This is a genomic window from Holdemania massiliensis AP2 (assembly GCF_000327285.1).
GTDB lineage: Bacteria > Bacillota_I > Bacilli_A > Erysipelotrichales > Erysipelotrichaceae > Holdemania > Holdemania massiliensis.
In genome coordinates this window covers 167614-184928 of sequence record NZ_HE998571.1, presented here as the reverse complement: position 1 = coordinate 184928, position 17315 = coordinate 167614, and the positions used below count along the sequence as shown (strand labels likewise).

Genomic DNA, 17315 nt, shown 5'->3' with positions numbered 1-17315 from the left:
AAAAAAAACTCATGTTCAGAGCTTGTTCTAAGCCCTTAAACATGAGTTCTATTGAGTTTGAAATTGATTACTTATTCAGCGTAAGCTGCTGCCTGCTGACCTGCAATTCGGCCAAAGACGATGATATCCGCAACTGCATTACCGCCTAAACGGTTAGCGCCGTGAACACCGCCGGTAACTTCGCCTGCTGCATACAGACCCGCGATAGCATTGCCTGAAGCATCCAGAACTTCTGTGTTCGGGTTGATCTTCAGACCGCCCATGGTGTGATGAACACCCGGAGCCACTTTGATTGCATAGTAAGGACCTTCATCCAGCTTGTTCGCAAAGCTAGTGCGGCCGAATTCTTCATCTTTGCCCGCTTCTACACAAGCATTCCACTTATCCATCGTTTCAACTAAAGCTGCACCATCAACACCCATGGCAGCAGCCAGAGCTTCAACATCCGCACCTTCAACCGTCAGACCCTGCTTGATGTAACCCGCAATAACGCTGGAAGCTTCAACCATCTTGTTATCGACGATCAGCCATGCAAATCCGCCCGGCTGAGCAACTTCAGCAGCGGATACAGCATCCCGCGTACCGACTTCATCAAAGAAACGCTTGCCTTCGCTGTTGACCAGAATCGCACCATCGCCGCGCAGACCTTCAGTGATCAGAGCGCTGGTTTCCTGAGAAACTGTCGGATGGATCTGAATCTGTTCCATATCTACAGTATCCGCACCGATCGCCTGAGCCATAACAATGCCGTCGCCCGTCATGCCCGGAGCATTAGTGCAGACAAAGCCTTCATAATCCGGCTTGTACTGTAAAACCATTTCGGTATTAGCTGCGAAACCGCCGGTTGCCAAAACAACCGCTTTGCCGGTATAGGTTGTTTCTCCCGCTTTAACGCCGGTAACCTTTCCGTCGGTTACGACTAATTCTGTCGCTGCCGTTTCCATGACAAACTGAATGCCTTTGCCTTCTGCGGCTTTGGTCAGCTTCGGTACTAAGTAAGAACCAACAGCTACCGTCTTGCCCTCATCATTGACCGGCTTATGAATCCGCTTTACACTGGCACCGCCGAAGCTGCCAACCTGGGACAGATCCGCATCCACAGTCTTCAACCATTCAATACCGTTCTTCGCTTCATTCGCCAGAACTTCAACCAATGCATGATCGTTCAGGTTCTTGCCGCCGACCAGCGTATCCAACATAAACAGTTCTTCTGTATCGAAGTAACCTGTCGGATTAGCCTGGTATTCTTCCCACTGCGCTTCCACAGTGGCAACCAGATCTGCTAAATCCGGATAGCTTTCCTTCGCGCTGGCCAGCATTTTTTCAACACCAGCGCCTTCCGTGAATTCATTCTTATCTTGTTCTGGTGTATTTGCAGCATTCATCCCGCCAGTAGAACGCGTTGTATTGCCACCTGTCATCGCTGCTTTTTCAATAACGATAACCGACTTGCCTGCGTTTGCCGCTTCGATCGCTGCTGTCATGCCCGCTCCGCCGGCGCCTACGACGATAACGTCAGCTTCTGTTGCTGCCGCTTCCGGAGTCGGTGTTGTCTCGTTGCCCTCGGTCTTCGGCGCGCTGGAACAGCCCGTCAGAAGCATCAAGCTGGCAAGAGTAAGAGCAATTAATTTCTTCATTTCATTCTCTCCTTTGCAAATGCTTTTGCGTTCTTAGTATATCAATTTGCACAGGATAATCAAGAAAATTTTCACAAATCTTACACAATTTACTAAATCCTTTTAACATCCCGCTTTTTTTCATAACGAAAAGAGATGAATCATAGTTAATTCAGTTATTAATCTTCAATTTTATGATAGCGATTAAAAAAGCAGTTTAGCCCAAGCCGCGCAATGAATATCTGAAACAGGAACCCATCCCAGCTTTTTATAAAAGTGTCGGATTTTTTCCACGTCATCACTGAGCAGTATTTTCTGGCGGACCTGTGGGTAGCGGTCGCATAGAGTTTTAAGCAGCAAGGTTCCCCACCCTTGATTCTGATAGTCCGGATCCACAATTAGATCCTGCACATAGAGAATTGTCTCTCCATCTCCCACAGCTCTTACAAACCCCAGCAGCTGATCCTCATGACTTAGCTCCAAAACGCAGAGCGAACGATCAAAAGCCGAGCGAATCCGCTGGGGCTGGCGCGTGTATTCAGTCCAACCGACAGCTTCATATAAGCGTAAAATTTGTTCTTCACGACCGGGCTGCATTGTTTGAATAATCATCGCTGATCCTCCTTGATGACGCTCTGTTTCATTTTATGAAATCGATGTAAGTCTTAGAATATTTTGGATTGGCTGCCTGATCTTCTGTTAGGGATCTTAACCCCCAACAAAATCAGACCGCTTATTGATCTTCATTCCCTGTATCACCTGATTTCCTTCATTACCAAGAACTCGAATCCGCTATGAAACAAAGACAACGCCTAAGCTTCTTTGGCGTCTTTTATCCGGATACTTTCCAAAGCCGATTTCAGCTCCGGATAATCAGAAAAAGACAAAGACCAGTCCAGCCAGCGGAAAACTTCCTGCCACGTTCCCAAATGATACAATCCCAGCGGACATTCGGTCAGAATTTCCAACAGGCGTTCTCGATAAACCGGCTTTCGCAGATCCGTCAGCATCTCCGCCTGCACTTCATTTTTAAGAAAGATTAAGATCTGTTCAATCGCACTGTTGATCCCAAACACACACATGTTTCCCACCTGTCTTTCTTTGCTTGTATCATAAAGTAGACTTTTTGCACCAGGCCAAAATATGCCCGAAAACCGGACTTTTTTCAGTAATTCTTATTATATTTCAATCGTCAGGTAAAGTCTACTTTTTCAACCAAAACCTGGAAATGTCATCTGATTTTTTTGCTTAGTAAAAAAGATCCGTTAAAATCCGGATCTTCCCACAACTGTTCATTATGAAGTTTTTCAGCCTTGGATGATGATTATTTAACTTCCTGAATATTTCCGCTTTTATCCGCTAAGATAACACTGACATTCAGTTTGTTCTTCAGAACCTTCGGTATCTCGCTCCATTGTTTGCGATAGACCGACGAATCATTGAAAGCTACGCTGTAACGAACAGAGCTGGCTGTATCCTCGCTGATTTCTTTAAGAATCGCATTGATCTTTACCGGCAACGGCTGGCGGCGTCCGCGATGCGTTCCCTGAACTTCGATTATCCAGGTAATATCATCTTTTTCAGCTTGAATCTTATTGGGAAATTCTGTTGTCTGCCAGCCGCGCTCATTAAGCCAGGCCGCCAGAATCCGCCGCAGATCTTCCGTATTCCGGCTGCTTTTCATCATTCGATCCCGCCGTTTCTGTTCCTCACTCTTAGCCGGACGGCCGCGCTTTTTCGGTGGAAACATCACTTCCCGATCCGTCAGGTTGTCGACATAATACCGAACCCGCAGGTGAGAGCCGAATCCGGTTTGTCCTTTCGGACGCTGCAGGATTTCATCACCTTGATATAACAGCTTGTAAATTGCCTGACAACAGGTCGGCATTGTCGCATGTTCCGGCGAAACCTCCTGATGCAGTTCTTTGGAACTAATTTCTATCCATTTCTCCCCTCGATCATGACCCTCCTGCTTCTTCTGCTGAAGTATTCTTAAATAATCGTTGATTCCCGGACCCTTCATCCTTATTCACTCACTTTCTTTACCTTGACGACGTCATTATAGGGGTTGGGGTTTGTCGAAATCCCGCGTAACGTGTCGTTGTATGAAAAATAGTTGATTTATCCGAATTTATCCCCGGAAAATCGCTTATTCTTCCTTTGTTTTTCAGGTAATCCTACATCATTCTTTCAGGTTGTCCGGGATTCTAAAGCTCAAAAACAAAAAAACCGGGTCTTCAAGACCCGGCTTTCATTGCGTATTCCCTATCTATTTTTTGTCGTCAGACGGCAGATAGAATATCTGTTCACCTTCCTTGGAAAGCATAAAGCTTCCCCGTGCATAGCTTTGTACGTAAGCAGGATCTTCAAGTTTATCCCGCTGCAGTGTCAGATATTTATTTTCTTCCTGAAGGGTTTTCAGTTCTTCTTCCACACGGGAGATCTGCTGCTTCAATTCCATCGTCGTTAAGACTTCCTTCACTACGCCGTAAAGCATAAACAAGGAAAAACAAATGACGACCAAGCTGATGAACTTTGCAAGCATGCTCCGTTTTTTCCGTCCTTTGGGTTTGACGGTTTTCGGCTCATTTCGATTTTCAGCTGTCAAGTTCGATTCCTCCTTCGCCTGCTTTCTTGCGAAAATGATAAAAATTTAGGTGCACTTTTATTATACTTAAAATCCATTTAAACGCAAGTGAAACTCCGGTGAAGTGAAAGGAAGGAGCCTTATTCGTTCACTGCCCGCGCTCCCCATCGGGACACAATTTATAAAACAGCGGACGAAGCGTCTTCCGGTTCAGGGTGTTTTCGTTTTCGCTTCGCCTGCCGTTTTTGTTTTTTCAGCTGCTTTTTTGCCTGCTTTGCCTGATGTTTTTTCTGATGTTTTGCTTTCTGAAGCTGCAGCTTTTCCGCTTTCTTTTTCCGGCGAAGCTCCGAATGCTGTTTCAGGACTGCCTGATTTTTAGCCTTTTGTGTTTTAAGACAGGTCAGCTGCTTTACACCCCAGCGTACAATCCCTTCAAACACAGGGGAAAAGGTCATGGCATAAAATTTCAGATAGATCGCCGCACCCATCACAAACACCAGAATCAGATACATCTGCGTCTGACCGCCGGTAATCGGCAGCAGTCCGGCATACATGAGCGTGACAAAAACAAAGAAATAGAGAGTTTCTATAACCCATCTCACAACATGCCGGCGAAAGTGCCATGTCAGCCGATTCATTCCGCTCCAGGTCAAAGCGAACACCCAGCCGCTGAAGAAATGATAAACCAGCGCCTGAAACTGCTGGGGAAGCAAGATCATTTCAACAATTTACCCAGAAACGATTCCTTACCCGGTCCTTTTTTATTCACGATATATTCCAGGCGATCGATCACTCCCCGGATACTAACCTCTCCCCGCTCCGTGTCCAGCTTGCCCAGTGTCAGATCCTTGCCCTGTACCAACATCCAGCCTTGGCTGGTTTCTAAGAGGAATTCATTGCTGTCAAAACTGTCGATCTGCTTGACCCCCGTCAGATCCAGGCTTTTCCTATCTTTCATCACCACGTTATGATACGGATTCGTTTCAAATTTTAAAGGATTGGATAACAGACTTTCACTCATAAGAAAAAACCTCCTGTTCTCTACCACCGTATGAACAGAAGGTTTCGTTTATTCCAGTTCGACGCGTTTTTCCTCAACAACCTCGTACATTGAAGCCGCATCTTCTTTCCGGGTATACTGCGCGGTTTCGGTCACCCTTACTGTCAGCTGCCGCTGGCCAAAAATCACGGTGATCAAATCGCCCACATTGACTTCACTGGCCGGCTTAGCGGTCTTTCCGTTGATCAGCACGCGCTGGTGATCTGCCAGATCTTTTGATACTGTGCGGCGCTTTAAAATCCGAGCCACCTTTAAATACTTGTCCAATCGCATTTCATCACCTCTGGTTTCTATCATACCACAGTTCAACTGTCTTTCAAGCCTGGGACACTTCGCTCATTTCTCATTCTTCCTCATCCAGAAAGAAAATTTCATCCACATGCAGGTCCAGTCTGCGCGCCAATTTCATGGCCAGCTCCAGCGTCGGATTGTATTTGTTGTTTTCAATCGCAATGATGGTCTGCCGTGTCACGCCCATTTCCTGCGCTAAATCTTCCTGGCGCAGCCCAGCCTGCTTTCGCAGCTGTTTGATCCGATTCTGCATCGAATCTACCGCAGCCAGGCTGCACCCAAAGCGAGGATCAGCACGAAGATAACAAAAGCGGTAATACTCATTCCAAGCAGCCTATTCGGTTCATGGTACTCCTCATCGCCCGCAATCATCCGATGTTTGAGCGCAACCTGTGAAAATCCCTGAACGCATACCGCAAGTCCCAGCAGAATCGACGGCCAGGGCTGGTAAGTCCCTGAATTAAACCAAGCTTGACCGCTGTTCCATAACGTCCAGGCACACAAGGCAAGCAAAACGGCTTTGTAACCCAAAGACTCAGAGCGCAGCTGAATGTTTCGTTCCATTTCATCCATTTTCTTCATGATCCTGACCTCCTTAAAAAGACGCTTTTTCAGCTAAATGTTAAACTCTTTTTACATTTTTATTATAACTCCATGGATCGAAATGTCAAGATTATTTAACATTATTACTCTTCCATTCCTTATCTTAACAGTTCCATGGCAAAATCTTTCTTCCGCCTTTTTATCTAACCTTGAAGCAGAATCGTATTCTTTCTTCCTTTTTATCGGTGCTCATTCTCACTCTCTGTCCCTTATTCTGTTAAACAAGCTTAAAATTAAGATTCACCTTTCCTTTGAGTTAAACAGCGATCCTTGTTTTACAGAATTGCGGCTGTTCATGAATAGATTTTCAGTTTATACTGGTGAAAAGAGGTTATAACAATGCGAAAACTTACAGATGAAGAAGCTCTCACTTATGGAATCCAGCCCATCCATCATCAAATGGATAACGGTGAACAACGGTTTCGCCTGACGCGGGATACCGGCAGCAGCTACATTCTCACGCTCAGTGCCCATCAAAGCGGCTGGCAGTCCAGTCACGTTCACCATCAAAAGCGCGAATTCTACATTGTGGAACAAGGCTGGATTGTCATCGCCTTATGGCAGCAGGAGAAGCTGACGTTTCAGCGCTTGGATCCCGATGACAGTTTTATGCTTCCACCAGGCCTTCCCCACAATGTTTACTTAGCGGCGGATACGGTTGTGCATACGGTTAAATATGGCTGTGTTGATACGGATTGGGAAGCTGTCAGCGCGCTGGATGAGCTTCTGCGTACCGAAACCTTTGATGGAAAGACATTTTTAACCCGTTAAATTATTCTTGGTTTCCACGTTTACGATTCTCTGCCGATGATTGGCATTCATTCTGATCGAGCATGATCTTTCCTGCATTCCTATTTCCTAAAGCAAAAACAGATGTTCTGCGCTCGATCCTGAACGCGGCTCATCTGTTTTTTCTTGTTCTTCAATACCCATTTCAAAAATAGCTCTTCTGTCTGACTGGGATGGACCCGTCAGTGTTCGTGATTGCGGATCAGCAGCCGGCTGAAGGCCTGCGCAATATCCAGATGCTGCGGTTGCAGCGGGGAATCCTCCTCCAGTACTACGAAGGCTCCCAGCCAATCTCCATATACCGCAACCGGAAAGATCGTGCCTTTCATCGTATCCGGCTTAGCCGCGAACAACCGCACCTGATCAAACGGACGGACATGGTACGCTTTGACACACTCCTGAAACTCCACGGACAGTGACTGGCTGCGCCAATCATCCAGCTTCGTCTGTCCAACGCATAAAATCTGATCATCCTCTACGAATAAGACCGGATGTTCCGTTACTTCCTGCAGCGTTTGACACATCCGTGTGATCGCTTCCGTTTCATCGCTCAAAACAGAAAACTTTTTCAATACGATCTCAGAATCCTCATTGACGAAAAATTCGATTGAATCGCCTTCCTTGAGCTTATATATTTTACGGATTTCCTTCGGGATGACTAAACGCCCTAAGTCATCCAGTCTTCTAACTATACCTGTTGCTTTCATGCCGACTCTCCTTTACGTACAAATAGTATGGGACAACCGGCTCCGGATTATTCTATGAAACTTCCAGTTTCTTACTTTGATCCAAGACTTCGATGGCTAAGGCCAATTCATTGCCTTTTTTCGGAAGACGAACAATAATTCGTCCCTGCACATAACGCAGCTGGATATCTTTGGATATCGTTGTAAACGTTTCAAATAATTTTACACCGTCGATATGATCGGAAAAGGCTTTGGAGAAAACGATTTCCATCTGATTTTTCACGTCCCGGAAGGAATCCACCCGCGGTTCGTTCAACAGAATGTCCAATCGTTTCTTCTCGAACAACAGACCGACGGATTTCGGCATTTTTCCAAAATAATCCTGCGTTTCTTCCTTGAGTGCGATTAACTGATCTTCATCCTGGGCGGCGTCAATCCTTTGATATAGTGATATTTTCTCAAAATCCAACGGAGCAAACTGCTTTGGAATATAGCCGTCAACCTGAACCTGAGAGCGGACAGGTTCTTTGACTTCGGGTTTGACTTCGCCCTTTTTCTCAGCGATCGCTTCCTGAAGCATCTCAATATACATATCGATGCCGACAGTATCAATAAACCCGGACTGGCTGGGGCCTAGTAAATCCCCTGCGCCGCGGATCGTCAAATCGCGCATCGCAATCTTATAGCCGCTGCCCAGTTCAGTAAATTCTTTGATCGCCTGCAGGCGCTTCTGGGCAATCTCATTGACCTGCTTGCGCGGACGGACCATCAGGTAAGCATACGCAACCCGATCGCTGCGGCCGACCCGGCCTTTGATCTGATACAGCTGCGCCAAACCGAAGGTATCCGCATTTTCAATCAGGATCGTATTGGCGTTGGGAATATCAATGCCTGTTTCTATGATCGTCGTGCAGATCAGCACGTTCACTTCATTGTCAGTAAACTGCATCATGACTTCTTCAATTTCATCACGGCTCATCTTCCCATGAGCCACGGCAATTTCCGCTTCCGGAACATCCTGTTTGATCTGGCGGGCAACATTGTAAATCTCCTGAATGTTATTGAAAAGATAGAAAACTTGTCCCTGACGGGCCAGCTCCCGTTCGATCACTTCCTTGACCAGCGCGCGGTTTTTCTCAATCACATACGTCTGCACCGGCATACGGTTGCTCGGCGGCGTTTCCAGCTGAGATAAAGAACGGATGCCGATCAAGGACATCTGCAGCGTACGCGGAATCGGCGTGGCGGAGAGTGAAAGGACATCCACAGATTCCTTCATTTCCTTAATTTTTTCTTTGTGTTCAACTCCGAAGCGTTGTTCTTCGTCGATGACCAGCAGGCCGAGATCATGAAACTGCACGTCTTTGGACAAGATGCGATGGGTGCCGATGATCATGTCAACCTTGCCTTCCTTCAGCTCGCGCAGGATTTCCTTTTGTTTGGATTCCACGACAAAGCGGTTCAGCACTTCCACACGGATCGGGAAGTTCTCGAAGCGCTTCATCGCCGTGGCGGTATGCTGCAGGGAGAGGATCGTGGTCGGGCACAGGAAAGCGACTTGCTTGCCTTCGGTAATCGCCTTGAACGCTGCTCTTAATGCAACTTCAGTCTTGCCGAACCCCACATCGCCGCACAACAGCCGATCCATCGGTTTCGGCTGCATCATATCCTTTTTGACTTCCTGTACCGCCAACGCCTGATCGGGAGTCAGTTCATATTCAAAGTCATCTTCGAATTCCTGCTGCAGCACCGAGTCCGGACCATAGGCATAACCGATGTTCTCTTCACGCTGGGAATACAGCTTCACCAGGCGGTCAGCAATCTCGTTGACATTCTCTTTTAAGCGCTGTTTGGTCTTTTCCCAATCGTGACTGCCCAGCTTATTCAGCTTCGGCACCACGCCTTCACGGGAAACGAATTTGCGGACCAGGCGGAATTGTTCCAACGGCACCAACAATTCGTCATTGCCCTTGTAGACAACGCGCAGGAAATCCTTATGCACGCCGTTGAACTCCCGCGTCACAATCCCCAGATACTGGCCGACGCCATGTTGGGAATGCACGATGAAATCGCCGGGCTGCAGATCCTGATAACTGTTCAGCGCCTCGGCTTCCTTAAACTTGGAAGCATACCGTCCCAGCTTTGTTTTTTTCTTAAATAGTTCGTGCGAGGTGTAAACGATCAGATTTTCTTTTAATGCTTCAAAGCCTTCATCGAGCGCTTGCGAAATCAGCACCAGGCCTTCCTCATGCGGCTGGGTGTCATTAATCAGAAACGGAATTTCCTTTCCCTTGAGGATCGGAACAATTTCTTTCAGCTCATGGTCCTGCAGGAAAAAATACATCTGCCGGCCGCGGCCTTCTTTCAAAGCAATTTCCAGCTTCATCGGCAGCGTTTCATTCGGCAGGGCGACTTCCCGGATCATCGCATGCGGGACTTTGCGCAGTGAATCGAAAGTATCGATTTCGGTGACTTTCCGGCCGGCCAGCACGGTATTGAGCTCATGCTGAACGCTGAAACGCGGCAGCATTTTCAACTCCTGCGCCATTTCCTGAATGTAGGCCGTGGTTTCCTCTGTCAGCTGATGCAGATGGGTCTTAATCTGATCTGGATGGGACAGAAAGACCTGGGCCTGCAGGCAATAATCGATTAAAGAGCGATTGTCATCGAGATAGCTTAAATACGGATACAGCCGGCTTTCCCTTAAGTGCGCCCGCATGGTTTCCATATCCAGATCCACAATCCCCTCGATCTGTTCATATTCACCATGGGTATAACGACTTTTCAGCGATTCCAGATGATGGTGTACGCGCTGATCGATCAAAGCGATCTGATCATCGTCCAAAAGCAGATCGGAAGCCGGAACAATTTCCGCTTCGCTCAGCACCTGTACTGTGCGCTGCGTCGCAATATCAAAGGTACGGATACTGTCGATTTCCGTATCAAAAAACTCAATTCGTACCGGAGCGTCGCTGTTGATCGAATAGATGTCGATAATTCCGCCGCGGCTGGCAAAGCACAGCGGCTGATCCACCCGTGCGGTCTGTTGGTAGCCCGCCGCGATCAGGGTGCGCTTCAGATCGTTCATCGACACTTCCATACCGGTTTTTAACAGGATCGTGCACAGCTTAAACTGGGCTGGAGAGGGCAGATAGCGAACCAGGGCTGAAGCATGAGTCACACAGATCAGCTGATCCTCGTTCAATAAACGATTCAGAGTTTCTACCTTTTCCGCCGTAGCTTCCGGAGACGCGGCAATGGCCTCTACCCGCAGTGATTCCTCCACGCTGAAAAGCGCGCAGACCTGTGGGGAAAGCAGGGATTTCAGCTTTTCCGCCAGACGCTGAGCGGTATAGAGATTATTTTTTATGATCAGCATCGGCCTTGGATTCTGCGCATAGCTGGCTGCCAGAATCAGCGCTTCCTCGGTTAAGGAAGAAGCGGAAAGAAAGGCTTCCTGCCGCGTGCAGGCTGCAACGGCTGGGTTGTGGGCCAGCCGCCCTAACAGGAAGTTCATCGGCTGCGGTTGAAGCGGTTCATGACTTCGCTGATCGGCATCGTCATGCTTGCCTTGGCCGCTTCCGCCGCGTGGTTGATCGCCGCCTGATAGTCCTCCCGCTGCTCCGCCGGAACTTTGCCCAGCACATAATCGACGATCGGAATCAGCGGATTTTTATCAATTCCTACTCGAATCCGGGCAATTTCTTGGGTATGCAGATGATCGATGATGTTTTTCATGCCCTTCTGACCTCCCGCACTGCCGGAAGTCCGGATGCGGATCTTACCGACAGGCAGATCCAGGTCATCATGAATGACGAGAATTTGGTCGACCGGGATTTTATAAAACTGAACAGCCTGAATGACCGCTTCCCCGGAATTGTTCATATAGGTCTGCGGTTTCATTAACAGAATTGTTTCCTGTCCGCTACGCACAGTCGTGATCAGAGCGTTGAATTTGGATTGACTGATTCCTGTGTTTAACAGATCCGCCAACCGATCCAGCACATCAAAGCCCGCGTTGTGACGGGTATGTTCATATTCTCTACCGGGATTGCCTAATCCGACAATTAATTTCATAAAGTCTTCCTCCTGTCTTTATGGATGACCTGCAGCCTTTTTGTAAACCAGCGAAGAAAACCTGCTTCGGTTTCTTCTAGGGCTGCAAGACGCAAAATGACCGGATTTCCTTCAATCCCGGCCTTTTCATGCCTGATCATTATAACAGAATTCTTCCCGCTTGTCCTGACTGGGAGTCGGATTTTTCCGACTTTCTTTTTCCTATTCTGACATGTAGAAAAACACTCAGGACTATCGGCTTTCATTATTTTTCTACATTCTCAAGCGTCTGTTCACGTCGGATCTGGGTCGCGATTTTTCCGGTTTGTTGCTTCAGCATCTTGCAAAAATAAGAAGCAGAACAGAAATTTCTTTCTTCAGCAATTTCCGTAATCGTTTTGCGTGTTGTTCTCAACAGCGACACAGCCCGGTTGATTGTTGCTTTTTGTTTTAATTCAGTAAATGTTGCCTGGAATTCATCTTTGAGAATTCGTTCTGTCTGACGCACGCTCAGCTGCAGACGATCGGCCAGCGCAGGCAGTGTCAGATTCTCACTGTCAAAGAGAAAAGCATTCTCGATGTTGATTTTTCGATAATCATCCTGAACTGAATTCCGACTCTCACTCTGCTGCCAATCCGGGCCTTATATCCGGCTGCGTGTTACCCCTGTCTTCAATCGGGATCTAATCCGTATTGAAGATCCGTTTATCTGGAAAGAGCAGGACTTGTACCCCATGATTGCCAAGGATATGCGCGGCGATGTATGCGGCCAGAAACATGGCGGTATGCATGCAATTTCTCCCGATGGGATCCATTGGGAAGTAATTCCTAGTGATTTAGCCTATACCCGAGGGCTTCATTGGGATGATGGGAAAACGGAACTGATGGGTTTGCTGGAAAGACCGTTCCTCTTGTTTGAGAATGGAAAGCCGGCGCATGCTTTCTTCGGTACCAGCAATGGTACATAGGGCTTTATTGATGCCACAGATACTTGGACAGTCTGAATTCCCTTAAAGCAGGAAAAAAACTAATCCATCATATTATCATACCGGCCTTTGTCCGATGAAAAGAAGCAATTCTGGAAAAAGACAAAGGCCGGTATTTTTCTCTTTCCCTTCCGCTTTTTCAGAGAAGAACATTCAGATTTTGTGACCTTATCTGTCCAACTCAATGCATTCGATGGCTTTCCCTTCTGACGATTCAATATCAGACTGATCTTCATATCAAAAATACTGAAAATCAATTAAAATATAAGTAGTAAGAGAAAACTTATCTTTAGAAGATGACTTTTATAAGAAGAAAAGGAGGAAAGCCGAGCTTATGGTTAAGCTTTCGGAAGAAACATAAAATAATATTTTCAGCTTATTCACTTATTTAAACCAGCTTCAAAGAAAAGAAGAACTGGAACAAACCTTGTTGTTAGCTGAACATAAAAACGGTCTGATTGTGATTCCTAAAAACAAAATTATTTCCTGGCAGAAAAAAGTCAATTTGGATTATGCAGCGCTTAAAAGTGAATTGGATATTCTCAACGAAAAGATCTGTCCGATAAGTGTTGATCAGCAGAAGGTTATTGTTAAAAGTTTTGTTGAAGAAATGATCAAGCTGAAGGACAGAGAGTTTATCCAGAAAACATTCTTGCTTTATTTATGTTACGAATTCAAAGAAAGCCTGACTGCGTATGAACAGACCTTATCTAAAAGTTATGATACACGGGCTGTCGAGTCACAAATTCAACTGTCCAACCGGTTAACGGGATCTTATCATTATACGGCCAGCGTAGAAATCGCTTATGATTTAGATCAATTAAAAGACCTATCCATCTCAGCGCAAAAGCTGCATAGTCAAGTTAGAACCTACATTGAAAAATGGAGTAATTTAAAAAATTGGTATACCGACAATTTGTTGAACAAAGAATTGAAAGGTTTTGCGAACTTAAAGATCCAATCCGCTAATTTTGATTTTCGTGTAGACCATGAGATCTCTGTTTCCAACACACTCTTAAACAGCTTGGATGCTTTTATTCCAGCCTATCTGGAAACATTGATCCGCTGCATAGAAAAGACTGGAACACAATGGTGATTTCCACCTGCTTCCAGTCTTTTTTCATTTTCTAAATCTTAGTTTTATGCTTCATCCTTGGTTTCCGGTTCATCCTCCGCTTTGGACCAGACCTGTGACTGGCTGATTTCATGGATACCCAGATCTCTTAAAATATTAGCGCCCATTTCTGTTGACGCCCAATTGCTCACCGGTTTTTCCACACGCTGAGCCAGCTCTTCATCCTTGCGTGCCTGCGCAATTCCAGCTAAGAAGGCCGCCGCGATATTGCGGTAAATATCCAGCATCTGCCGTGAACACTTCATCTTTTTGATCAGACCCTGCGCCAAATCCATGAACACCGCTTCACCGCAGTCTCCTTGTTTTGTATACCAGGCCCAACTCGCCGTATACAATTGATAAAACAGCTGATCCTGGAAGTAATCTTCTTTTTCCAGCACCTTCTCATGCAGACGATTCAGCAATTCCTCATTGTTCTGACTGTACGCCTTAAAGCTGCAGGCAAAACACAGGTAATAAAAACTATCTTCATTCAGCCCAATCTTATTGCGGCGCCGATTCTTGGGATCGATAATGATTTTACTCAGATCAATCCGTTCAAGACAAGCTTCAATTTCAGGCAGATCATGCTGATATTTAATCAGTCCCCACAATTTCAGAATTTCACCTTTGGCTGCAAATTCCGGATCCTGAATCGAATCGATAAACTGATCAATAGCAGGGAAAAACAGCGATTCATCACTGATTTGATCCACACAGGCAATCAGTTTTTTCATTTTTTTAGAACGCTTAAGCAACGTCAGCAGGGAAATCAACATGCCCGCTGAGATCGCAAAGCAGACAATCGTAATTAACAGACTCATAAAAAAGTCACCTCTTCGGTGACATTATACCTGATTTGGCTCAGGAAAAAAAGCATTGCTCGTATTCGTTTATTCGCCAAGCTTGCCGAAGAAGGTCAGCGCGATCAATCCGCTGATCCCCACCAGACAGTAAATAATCCGGCTGAACAAGGTGCCTGCGCCAAACAGGAACGATACCAGGTTAAATTCAAAAGCGCCGACCAAACCCCAGTTAACAGCGCCGATGACAACCAGAAGCAAAGCGATTCCGTTGATTATTTTCATATCATCGATCCTCCTGCTCGTTAGTATGTCCAGTCTGATTATTTTTATAACTAGGAATGAAATCAGGAAGAACTATTTTCTGATCCCGGTTTCAGCGCCTCTTCCTGTTCGGACAGTTAATAATCCTCCAGCACTTGAATTTCAAATCCAGCAAAATAAAAAGATTCCCACTTTTGAAATGTGAGAATCCATGTTGATTTATTCCACTTCTAATTTCTTTTCAAGGACAAAGTAGATCACGCCGTAGAACAGAGCGCATGTCAATAACGTAAACATGATTTCCAGCGCGATGACACCATTTCCTGAAAGATTCTGCGTCATATAGTGTAGCGGACCTGACAAGCTGTCGCGAATTAAGCCCATGATCATGGAAATCACAAAGAACAAGGCAACTGAAATCGCCGTTTTATGCCGCGGTGTAAATCTTGTCTGCGGCAGGGTGATGACCATATATACATACAGGATCATTTCAGCCATCCCCGATAAAATTAAAGCCAATGAGAGAAAGAGTGTAATCAGGTCGGAAAGATCGATATGAATCATGGAGAATAATCGCATCCATTCTGACCAGCTTGGCAAATCCATGCCTATCAGAATGCCGGCTACCAAAACCATCAAAGTATAACCCAGCATTAAGACAAATCCGGCAATGATGATCCACAGAATATCAGCCAAAACCTTGCTCAGGATCAGCTGATGAGTTGTAACGGGCAGCGTCAGAGTCAGATATCCCGGACGTTTAAACATGGAATTGCGGTAATTCAGCGCAATATTGATCGCCGTACTGATGATAATCGCCATCGTCATAATCGTAACCGCCAAGACAGCAATAACGCCAAGCACGCTCATATTCGATTCAACAACCATATTTGCCTGACTTGCAAACATCTGATCTTTAAACAAGATCGGCGACAGGACGCAGGCAGCGATGAAAATAAGATAGATAATTCCATAACTGCGCCATTCATGAATCAGTTCATATTTTAAAAGCTTTAGCATTTGAAGACCTCCCGGAAAACCTCATCCACTGATTTTCCTGTTTCCGCACGCAGCTGTTCCGCATTCTTATGCATTGCCAGCTCGCCATATTTTAAGAAGATAACGTCATCAAAGATTTTTTCAATATCGCTGATCAAATGGGTCGAGATCAGGACGATGGCATCTTCCGCATAGTTGTTCAGAATGATGTCCAGAATCAATTCCCGAGCTGCAGGATCGACGCCGCCGATCGGTTCGTCGAGAATATAAATTCTTGCTTTCCGGCTCATGACCAGACATAACTGAAATTTTTCCTTCATGCCTTTGGACATGGACTTAATCCGCATATTCGGATTCAGGTCAAGCCGCTTCATCAGCAGCAGAGCTTTGGCGATATCGAAATCCGCATACAAATCTTCAAAAATCTTAAGCGCGTCGTTGGCTTTCATCCAATCGCTGAAATAGTTCTCGTCCGGAAGGTAAGAAATAATACTTTTGGTATACGCGTCCGGTTTATGTCCGTCAATTAAGATTTCCCCGCTGTAATCACGAAGCAAGCCGTTCATGATTTTAATCAAGGTCGTCTTGCCGCTGCCGTTCGGTCCTAAAAGACCGATGATCTGACCTGGAACCATATCCAGATCGACATTTTTCAGCGCCGTTGTTTGACTGTATGATTTCGTCAAACCGCGAATCTGAATTAAAGGTTTAGTGCTCTCCGTTGTCATTGTCCCTCTCCTTTACATAATAAGCCGTCTGAGCAAGAATCTCTTCCCCCTCAAACCCCAGATTTTCCATTTCTTTCACATAGCGGCTGATGCATGTAGTCGCCATCTGCTCGCGAACCAAGCCGATCAGTTCCTCATTTTCACTGATGAAACGACCTGCCGTCCGTTCACTTTTCAATAAACCTTCTCGTTCCAGCTCCGATAACGAACGCTGAACTGTATTCGGATTAACACCGAAGTGCAAGGCTAAATCTCGAACGGAATCGACCCGATCTCCAGGTTTTAACCGTCCGGATACGATCTCTTTTTTGATATAGTCCATAACCTGAATATAAATCGGAAGGTTAGAATCAAAATCGATTGCCATAGGTTTCTCCTCTCTGTATTAGTACACTAATACATTAACACTGGGATTGATTTCTGTCAATCCTCTTTTTCTAAAATTTTGAAAATTAAAAAAACAAAGCTTCCACGCCTTGTTTTCGTTTTAATCCGTTTGCTGCCAACCGGCTGATTTCTTTCTATTGCTTCTGGTTATCCTGGTTTTCTCCGGGAACTTGACTTAATCTTCTTTTTCCTTCTTCAAACTGGGCATCCCATCGAGCAATCAATGCTGCTTCCTCTGGATTTAACTGTTCCCGCCAATCTTCATCAGAATCTTGAATGAATAGTGTTTCCAATTCCTGTCTTCGCTCTTTTTTCATCACATATTTCCCTCCGTCATAAAAAGTAG

23 protein-coding genes are annotated in these 17315 nt (G+C 45.9%); 3 read left to right on the top strand and 20 right to left on the bottom strand.

Annotated features, from left to right (window positions below):
• Positions 1-71: 71 nt before the first annotated feature.
• From BN162_RS16515 to BN162_RS16470, 10 genes are all read right to left on the bottom strand, one after another.
• Positions 72-1637 carry a flavocytochrome c gene (locus BN162_RS16515; RefSeq protein ID WP_020226244.1) on the bottom strand — a complete coding sequence of 522 codons (1566 nt, stop codon included), beginning with the start codon at positions 1635-1637 and terminating at the stop codon, positions 72-74.
• 183 nt (positions 1638-1820) lie between these two features.
• A complete protein-coding gene (locus tag BN162_RS16510) occupies positions 1821-2228 on the bottom strand; it encodes a GNAT family N-acetyltransferase (RefSeq protein ID WP_020226243.1) in 408 nt (135 codons plus the stop codon).
• Positions 2229-2428: 200 nt separating this feature from the next.
• Entirely contained in the window at positions 2429-2698 is a 270-nt protein-coding gene (locus tag BN162_RS16505; protein WP_020226242.1) for a hypothetical protein, read from the bottom strand.
• Between the two features lie 242 nt (positions 2699-2940).
• Positions 2941-3639, bottom strand: a complete 699-nt coding sequence (locus BN162_RS16500) for an AT hook domain-containing protein (RefSeq protein ID WP_020226241.1) — start codon at positions 3637-3639, stop codon at positions 2941-2943.
• A gap of 246 nt (positions 3640-3885) precedes the next feature.
• Positions 3886-4224, bottom strand: a complete 339-nt coding sequence (locus BN162_RS16495) for an FtsB family cell division protein (RefSeq protein WP_020226240.1) — start codon at positions 4222-4224, stop codon at positions 3886-3888.
• A gap of 158 nt (positions 4225-4382) precedes the next feature.
• Positions 4383-4922: a spore cortex biosynthesis protein YabQ gene (gene yabQ, locus BN162_RS16490; RefSeq protein ID WP_020226239.1), complete on the bottom strand. Its 540-nt coding sequence runs from the start codon at positions 4920-4922 to the stop codon at positions 4383-4385.
• Entirely contained in the window at positions 4919-5224 is a 306-nt protein-coding gene (gene yabP / locus BN162_RS16485) for a sporulation protein YabP (protein WP_020226238.1), read from the bottom strand. Before yabP ends, yabQ begins: the two co-directional genes overlap by 4 nt.
• Positions 5225-5272: 48 nt before the next feature.
• Entirely contained in the window at positions 5273-5536 is a 264-nt protein-coding gene (locus tag BN162_RS16480) for an RNA-binding S4 domain-containing protein (RefSeq protein ID WP_020226237.1), read from the bottom strand.
• Positions 5537-5606: 70 nt separating this feature from the next.
• Positions 5607-5807, bottom strand: a complete 201-nt coding sequence (locus BN162_RS16475; protein WP_020226236.1) for a helix-turn-helix transcriptional regulator — start codon at positions 5805-5807, stop codon at positions 5607-5609.
• Between the two features lie 5 nt (positions 5808-5812).
• A complete protein-coding gene (locus tag BN162_RS16470; RefSeq protein ID WP_020226235.1) occupies positions 5813-6136 on the bottom strand; it encodes a hypothetical protein in 324 nt (107 codons plus the stop codon).
• A 360-nt stretch (positions 6137-6496) separates the two neighbouring features.
• On the opposite strand from BN162_RS16470, the gene BN162_RS16465 reads away from it, so the two are divergent.
• Positions 6497-6928, top strand: coding sequence for a cupin domain-containing protein (locus BN162_RS16465; RefSeq protein WP_020226234.1), 432 nt, complete (start codon positions 6497-6499; stop codon positions 6926-6928).
• 200 nt (positions 6929-7128) lie between these two features.
• On the opposite strand, the gene BN162_RS16460 is transcribed toward BN162_RS16465, so the two are convergent.
• The 4 genes from BN162_RS16460 to BN162_RS19300 all read right to left on the bottom strand — a co-directional run bounded on the left by BN162_RS16460 (position 7129) and on the right by BN162_RS19300 (position 12208).
• Positions 7129-7653 (bottom strand): AbrB/MazE/SpoVT family DNA-binding domain-containing protein, encoded by a 525-nt coding sequence (locus BN162_RS16460; protein ID WP_020226233.1) that lies wholly within the window; start codon positions 7651-7653, stop codon positions 7129-7131.
• A 52-nt stretch (positions 7654-7705) separates the two neighbouring features.
• Positions 7706-11149 carry a transcription-repair coupling factor gene (gene mfd / locus BN162_RS16455; protein WP_020226232.1) on the bottom strand — a complete coding sequence of 1148 codons (3444 nt, stop codon included), beginning with the start codon at positions 11147-11149 and terminating at the stop codon, positions 7706-7708.
• On the bottom strand, positions 11146-11709 hold the full coding sequence (gene pth, locus BN162_RS16450; RefSeq protein WP_020226231.1) for an aminoacyl-tRNA hydrolase: 564 nt from the start codon (positions 11707-11709) through the stop codon (positions 11146-11148). The genes mfd and pth overlap by 4 nt, the downstream gene beginning before the upstream one ends.
• A gap of 244 nt (positions 11710-11953) precedes the next feature.
• On the bottom strand, positions 11954-12208 hold the full coding sequence (locus tag BN162_RS19300; protein ID WP_390620526.1) for a helix-turn-helix domain-containing protein: 255 nt from the start codon (positions 12206-12208) through the stop codon (positions 11954-11956).
• A gap of 205 nt (positions 12209-12413) precedes the next feature.
• Here BN162_RS19300 and BN162_RS18170 point away from each other — a divergent pair, with 205 nt between their 5' ends.
• Together BN162_RS18170 and BN162_RS16430 are read left to right on the top strand one after the other, a co-directional pair.
• Positions 12414-12656 (top strand): glycoside hydrolase family protein, encoded by a 243-nt coding sequence (locus BN162_RS18170; protein WP_147612213.1) that lies wholly within the window; start codon positions 12414-12416, stop codon positions 12654-12656.
• A 448-nt stretch (positions 12657-13104) separates the two neighbouring features.
• The gene (locus BN162_RS16430; RefSeq protein ID WP_147612212.1) at positions 13105-13770 is read left to right on the top strand and encodes a hypothetical protein; all 666 of its coding nucleotides are present in this window, start codon (positions 13105-13107) and stop codon (positions 13768-13770) included.
• A 44-nt stretch (positions 13771-13814) separates the two neighbouring features.
• Here the strand turns inward: BN162_RS16430 and BN162_RS16425 are convergent, their stop codons facing one another.
• The 6 genes from BN162_RS16425 to BN162_RS16400 form a co-directional block, all read right to left on the bottom strand.
• Positions 13815-14612, bottom strand: a complete 798-nt coding sequence (locus BN162_RS16425) for a hypothetical protein (RefSeq protein ID WP_020226226.1) — start codon at positions 14610-14612, stop codon at positions 13815-13817.
• Positions 14613-14681: 69 nt separating this feature from the next.
• On the bottom strand, positions 14682-14876 hold the full coding sequence (locus BN162_RS16420; RefSeq protein WP_020226225.1) for a DUF378 domain-containing protein: 195 nt from the start codon (positions 14874-14876) through the stop codon (positions 14682-14684).
• Positions 14877-15074: 198 nt separating this feature from the next.
• Positions 15075-15875: a hypothetical protein gene (locus tag BN162_RS16415; protein WP_020226224.1), complete on the bottom strand. Its 801-nt coding sequence runs from the start codon at positions 15873-15875 to the stop codon at positions 15075-15077.
• Positions 15869-16582: an ABC transporter ATP-binding protein gene (locus BN162_RS16410; protein WP_020226223.1), complete on the bottom strand. Its 714-nt coding sequence runs from the start codon at positions 16580-16582 to the stop codon at positions 15869-15871. Before BN162_RS16410 ends, BN162_RS16415 begins: the two co-directional genes overlap by 7 nt.
• Entirely contained in the window at positions 16563-16949 is a 387-nt protein-coding gene (locus BN162_RS16405) for a GntR family transcriptional regulator (protein ID WP_020226222.1), read from the bottom strand. The genes BN162_RS16410 and BN162_RS16405 overlap by 20 nt, the downstream gene beginning before the upstream one ends.
• Before the next feature lie 154 nt (positions 16950-17103).
• Positions 17104-17315, bottom strand: a 212-nt coding sequence (locus BN162_RS16400; protein WP_208854773.1) for a hypothetical protein, incomplete at its 5' end; no start/stop codon positions are given.

Excerpts from the sequence above, each read along its gene's own strand:
- BN162_RS16500 (WP_020226241.1), bottom strand. The coding sequence starts at position 3,639 with ATGAAGGGTCCGGGAATCAACGATTATTTAAGAATACTTCAGCAGAAG.
- yabP (WP_020226238.1), bottom strand. The coding sequence starts at position 5,224 with ATGAGTGAAAGTCTGTTATCCAATCCTTTAAAATTTGAAACGAATCCG.
- BN162_RS16420 (WP_020226225.1), bottom strand. The coding sequence starts at position 14,876 with ATGAAAATAATCAACGGAATCGCTTTGCTTCTGGTTGTCATCGGCGCT.
- BN162_RS16465 (WP_020226234.1), top strand. The coding sequence starts at position 6,497 with ATGCGAAAACTTACAGATGAAGAAGCTCTCACTTATGGAATCCAGCCC.
- BN162_RS16425 (WP_020226226.1), bottom strand. The coding sequence starts at position 14,612 with ATGAGTCTGTTAATTACGATTGTCTGCTTTGCGATCTCAGCGGGCATG.
- pth (WP_020226231.1), bottom strand. The coding sequence starts at position 11,709 with ATGAAATTAATTGTCGGATTAGGCAATCCCGGTAGAGAATATGAACAT.
- BN162_RS16410 (WP_020226223.1), bottom strand. The coding sequence starts at position 16,582 with ATGACAACGGAGAGCACTAAACCTTTAATTCAGATTCGCGGTTTGACG.
- BN162_RS16470 (WP_020226235.1), bottom strand. The coding sequence starts at position 6,136 with ATGAAGAAAATGGATGAAATGGAACGAAACATTCAGCTGCGCTCTGAG.
- yabQ (WP_020226239.1), bottom strand. The coding sequence starts at position 4,922 with ATGATCTTGCTTCCCCAGCAGTTTCAGGCGCTGGTTTATCATTTCTTC.
- BN162_RS16475 (WP_020226236.1), bottom strand. The coding sequence starts at position 5,807 with ATGCAGAATCGGATCAAACAGCTGCGAAAGCAGGCTGGGCTGCGCCAG.
- BN162_RS16415 (WP_020226224.1), bottom strand. The coding sequence starts at position 15,875 with ATGCTAAAGCTTTTAAAATATGAACTGATTCATGAATGGCGCAGTTAT.
- mfd (WP_020226232.1), bottom strand. The coding sequence starts at position 11,149 with ATGAACTTCCTGTTAGGGCGGCTGGCCCACAACCCAGCCGTTGCAGCC.
- BN162_RS16515 (WP_020226244.1), bottom strand. The coding sequence starts at position 1,637 with ATGAAGAAATTAATTGCTCTTACTCTTGCCAGCTTGATGCTTCTGACG.
- BN162_RS16480 (WP_020226237.1), bottom strand. The coding sequence starts at position 5,536 with ATGCGATTGGACAAGTATTTAAAGGTGGCTCGGATTTTAAAGCGCCGC.
- BN162_RS16510 (WP_020226243.1), bottom strand. The coding sequence starts at position 2,228 with ATGATTATTCAAACAATGCAGCCCGGTCGTGAAGAACAAATTTTACGC.
- BN162_RS16460 (WP_020226233.1), bottom strand. The coding sequence starts at position 7,653 with ATGAAAGCAACAGGTATAGTTAGAAGACTGGATGACTTAGGGCGTTTA.
- BN162_RS16505 (WP_020226242.1), bottom strand. The coding sequence starts at position 2,698 with ATGTGTGTGTTTGGGATCAACAGTGCGATTGAACAGATCTTAATCTTT.
- BN162_RS16405 (WP_020226222.1), bottom strand. The coding sequence starts at position 16,949 with ATGGCAATCGATTTTGATTCTAACCTTCCGATTTATATTCAGGTTATG.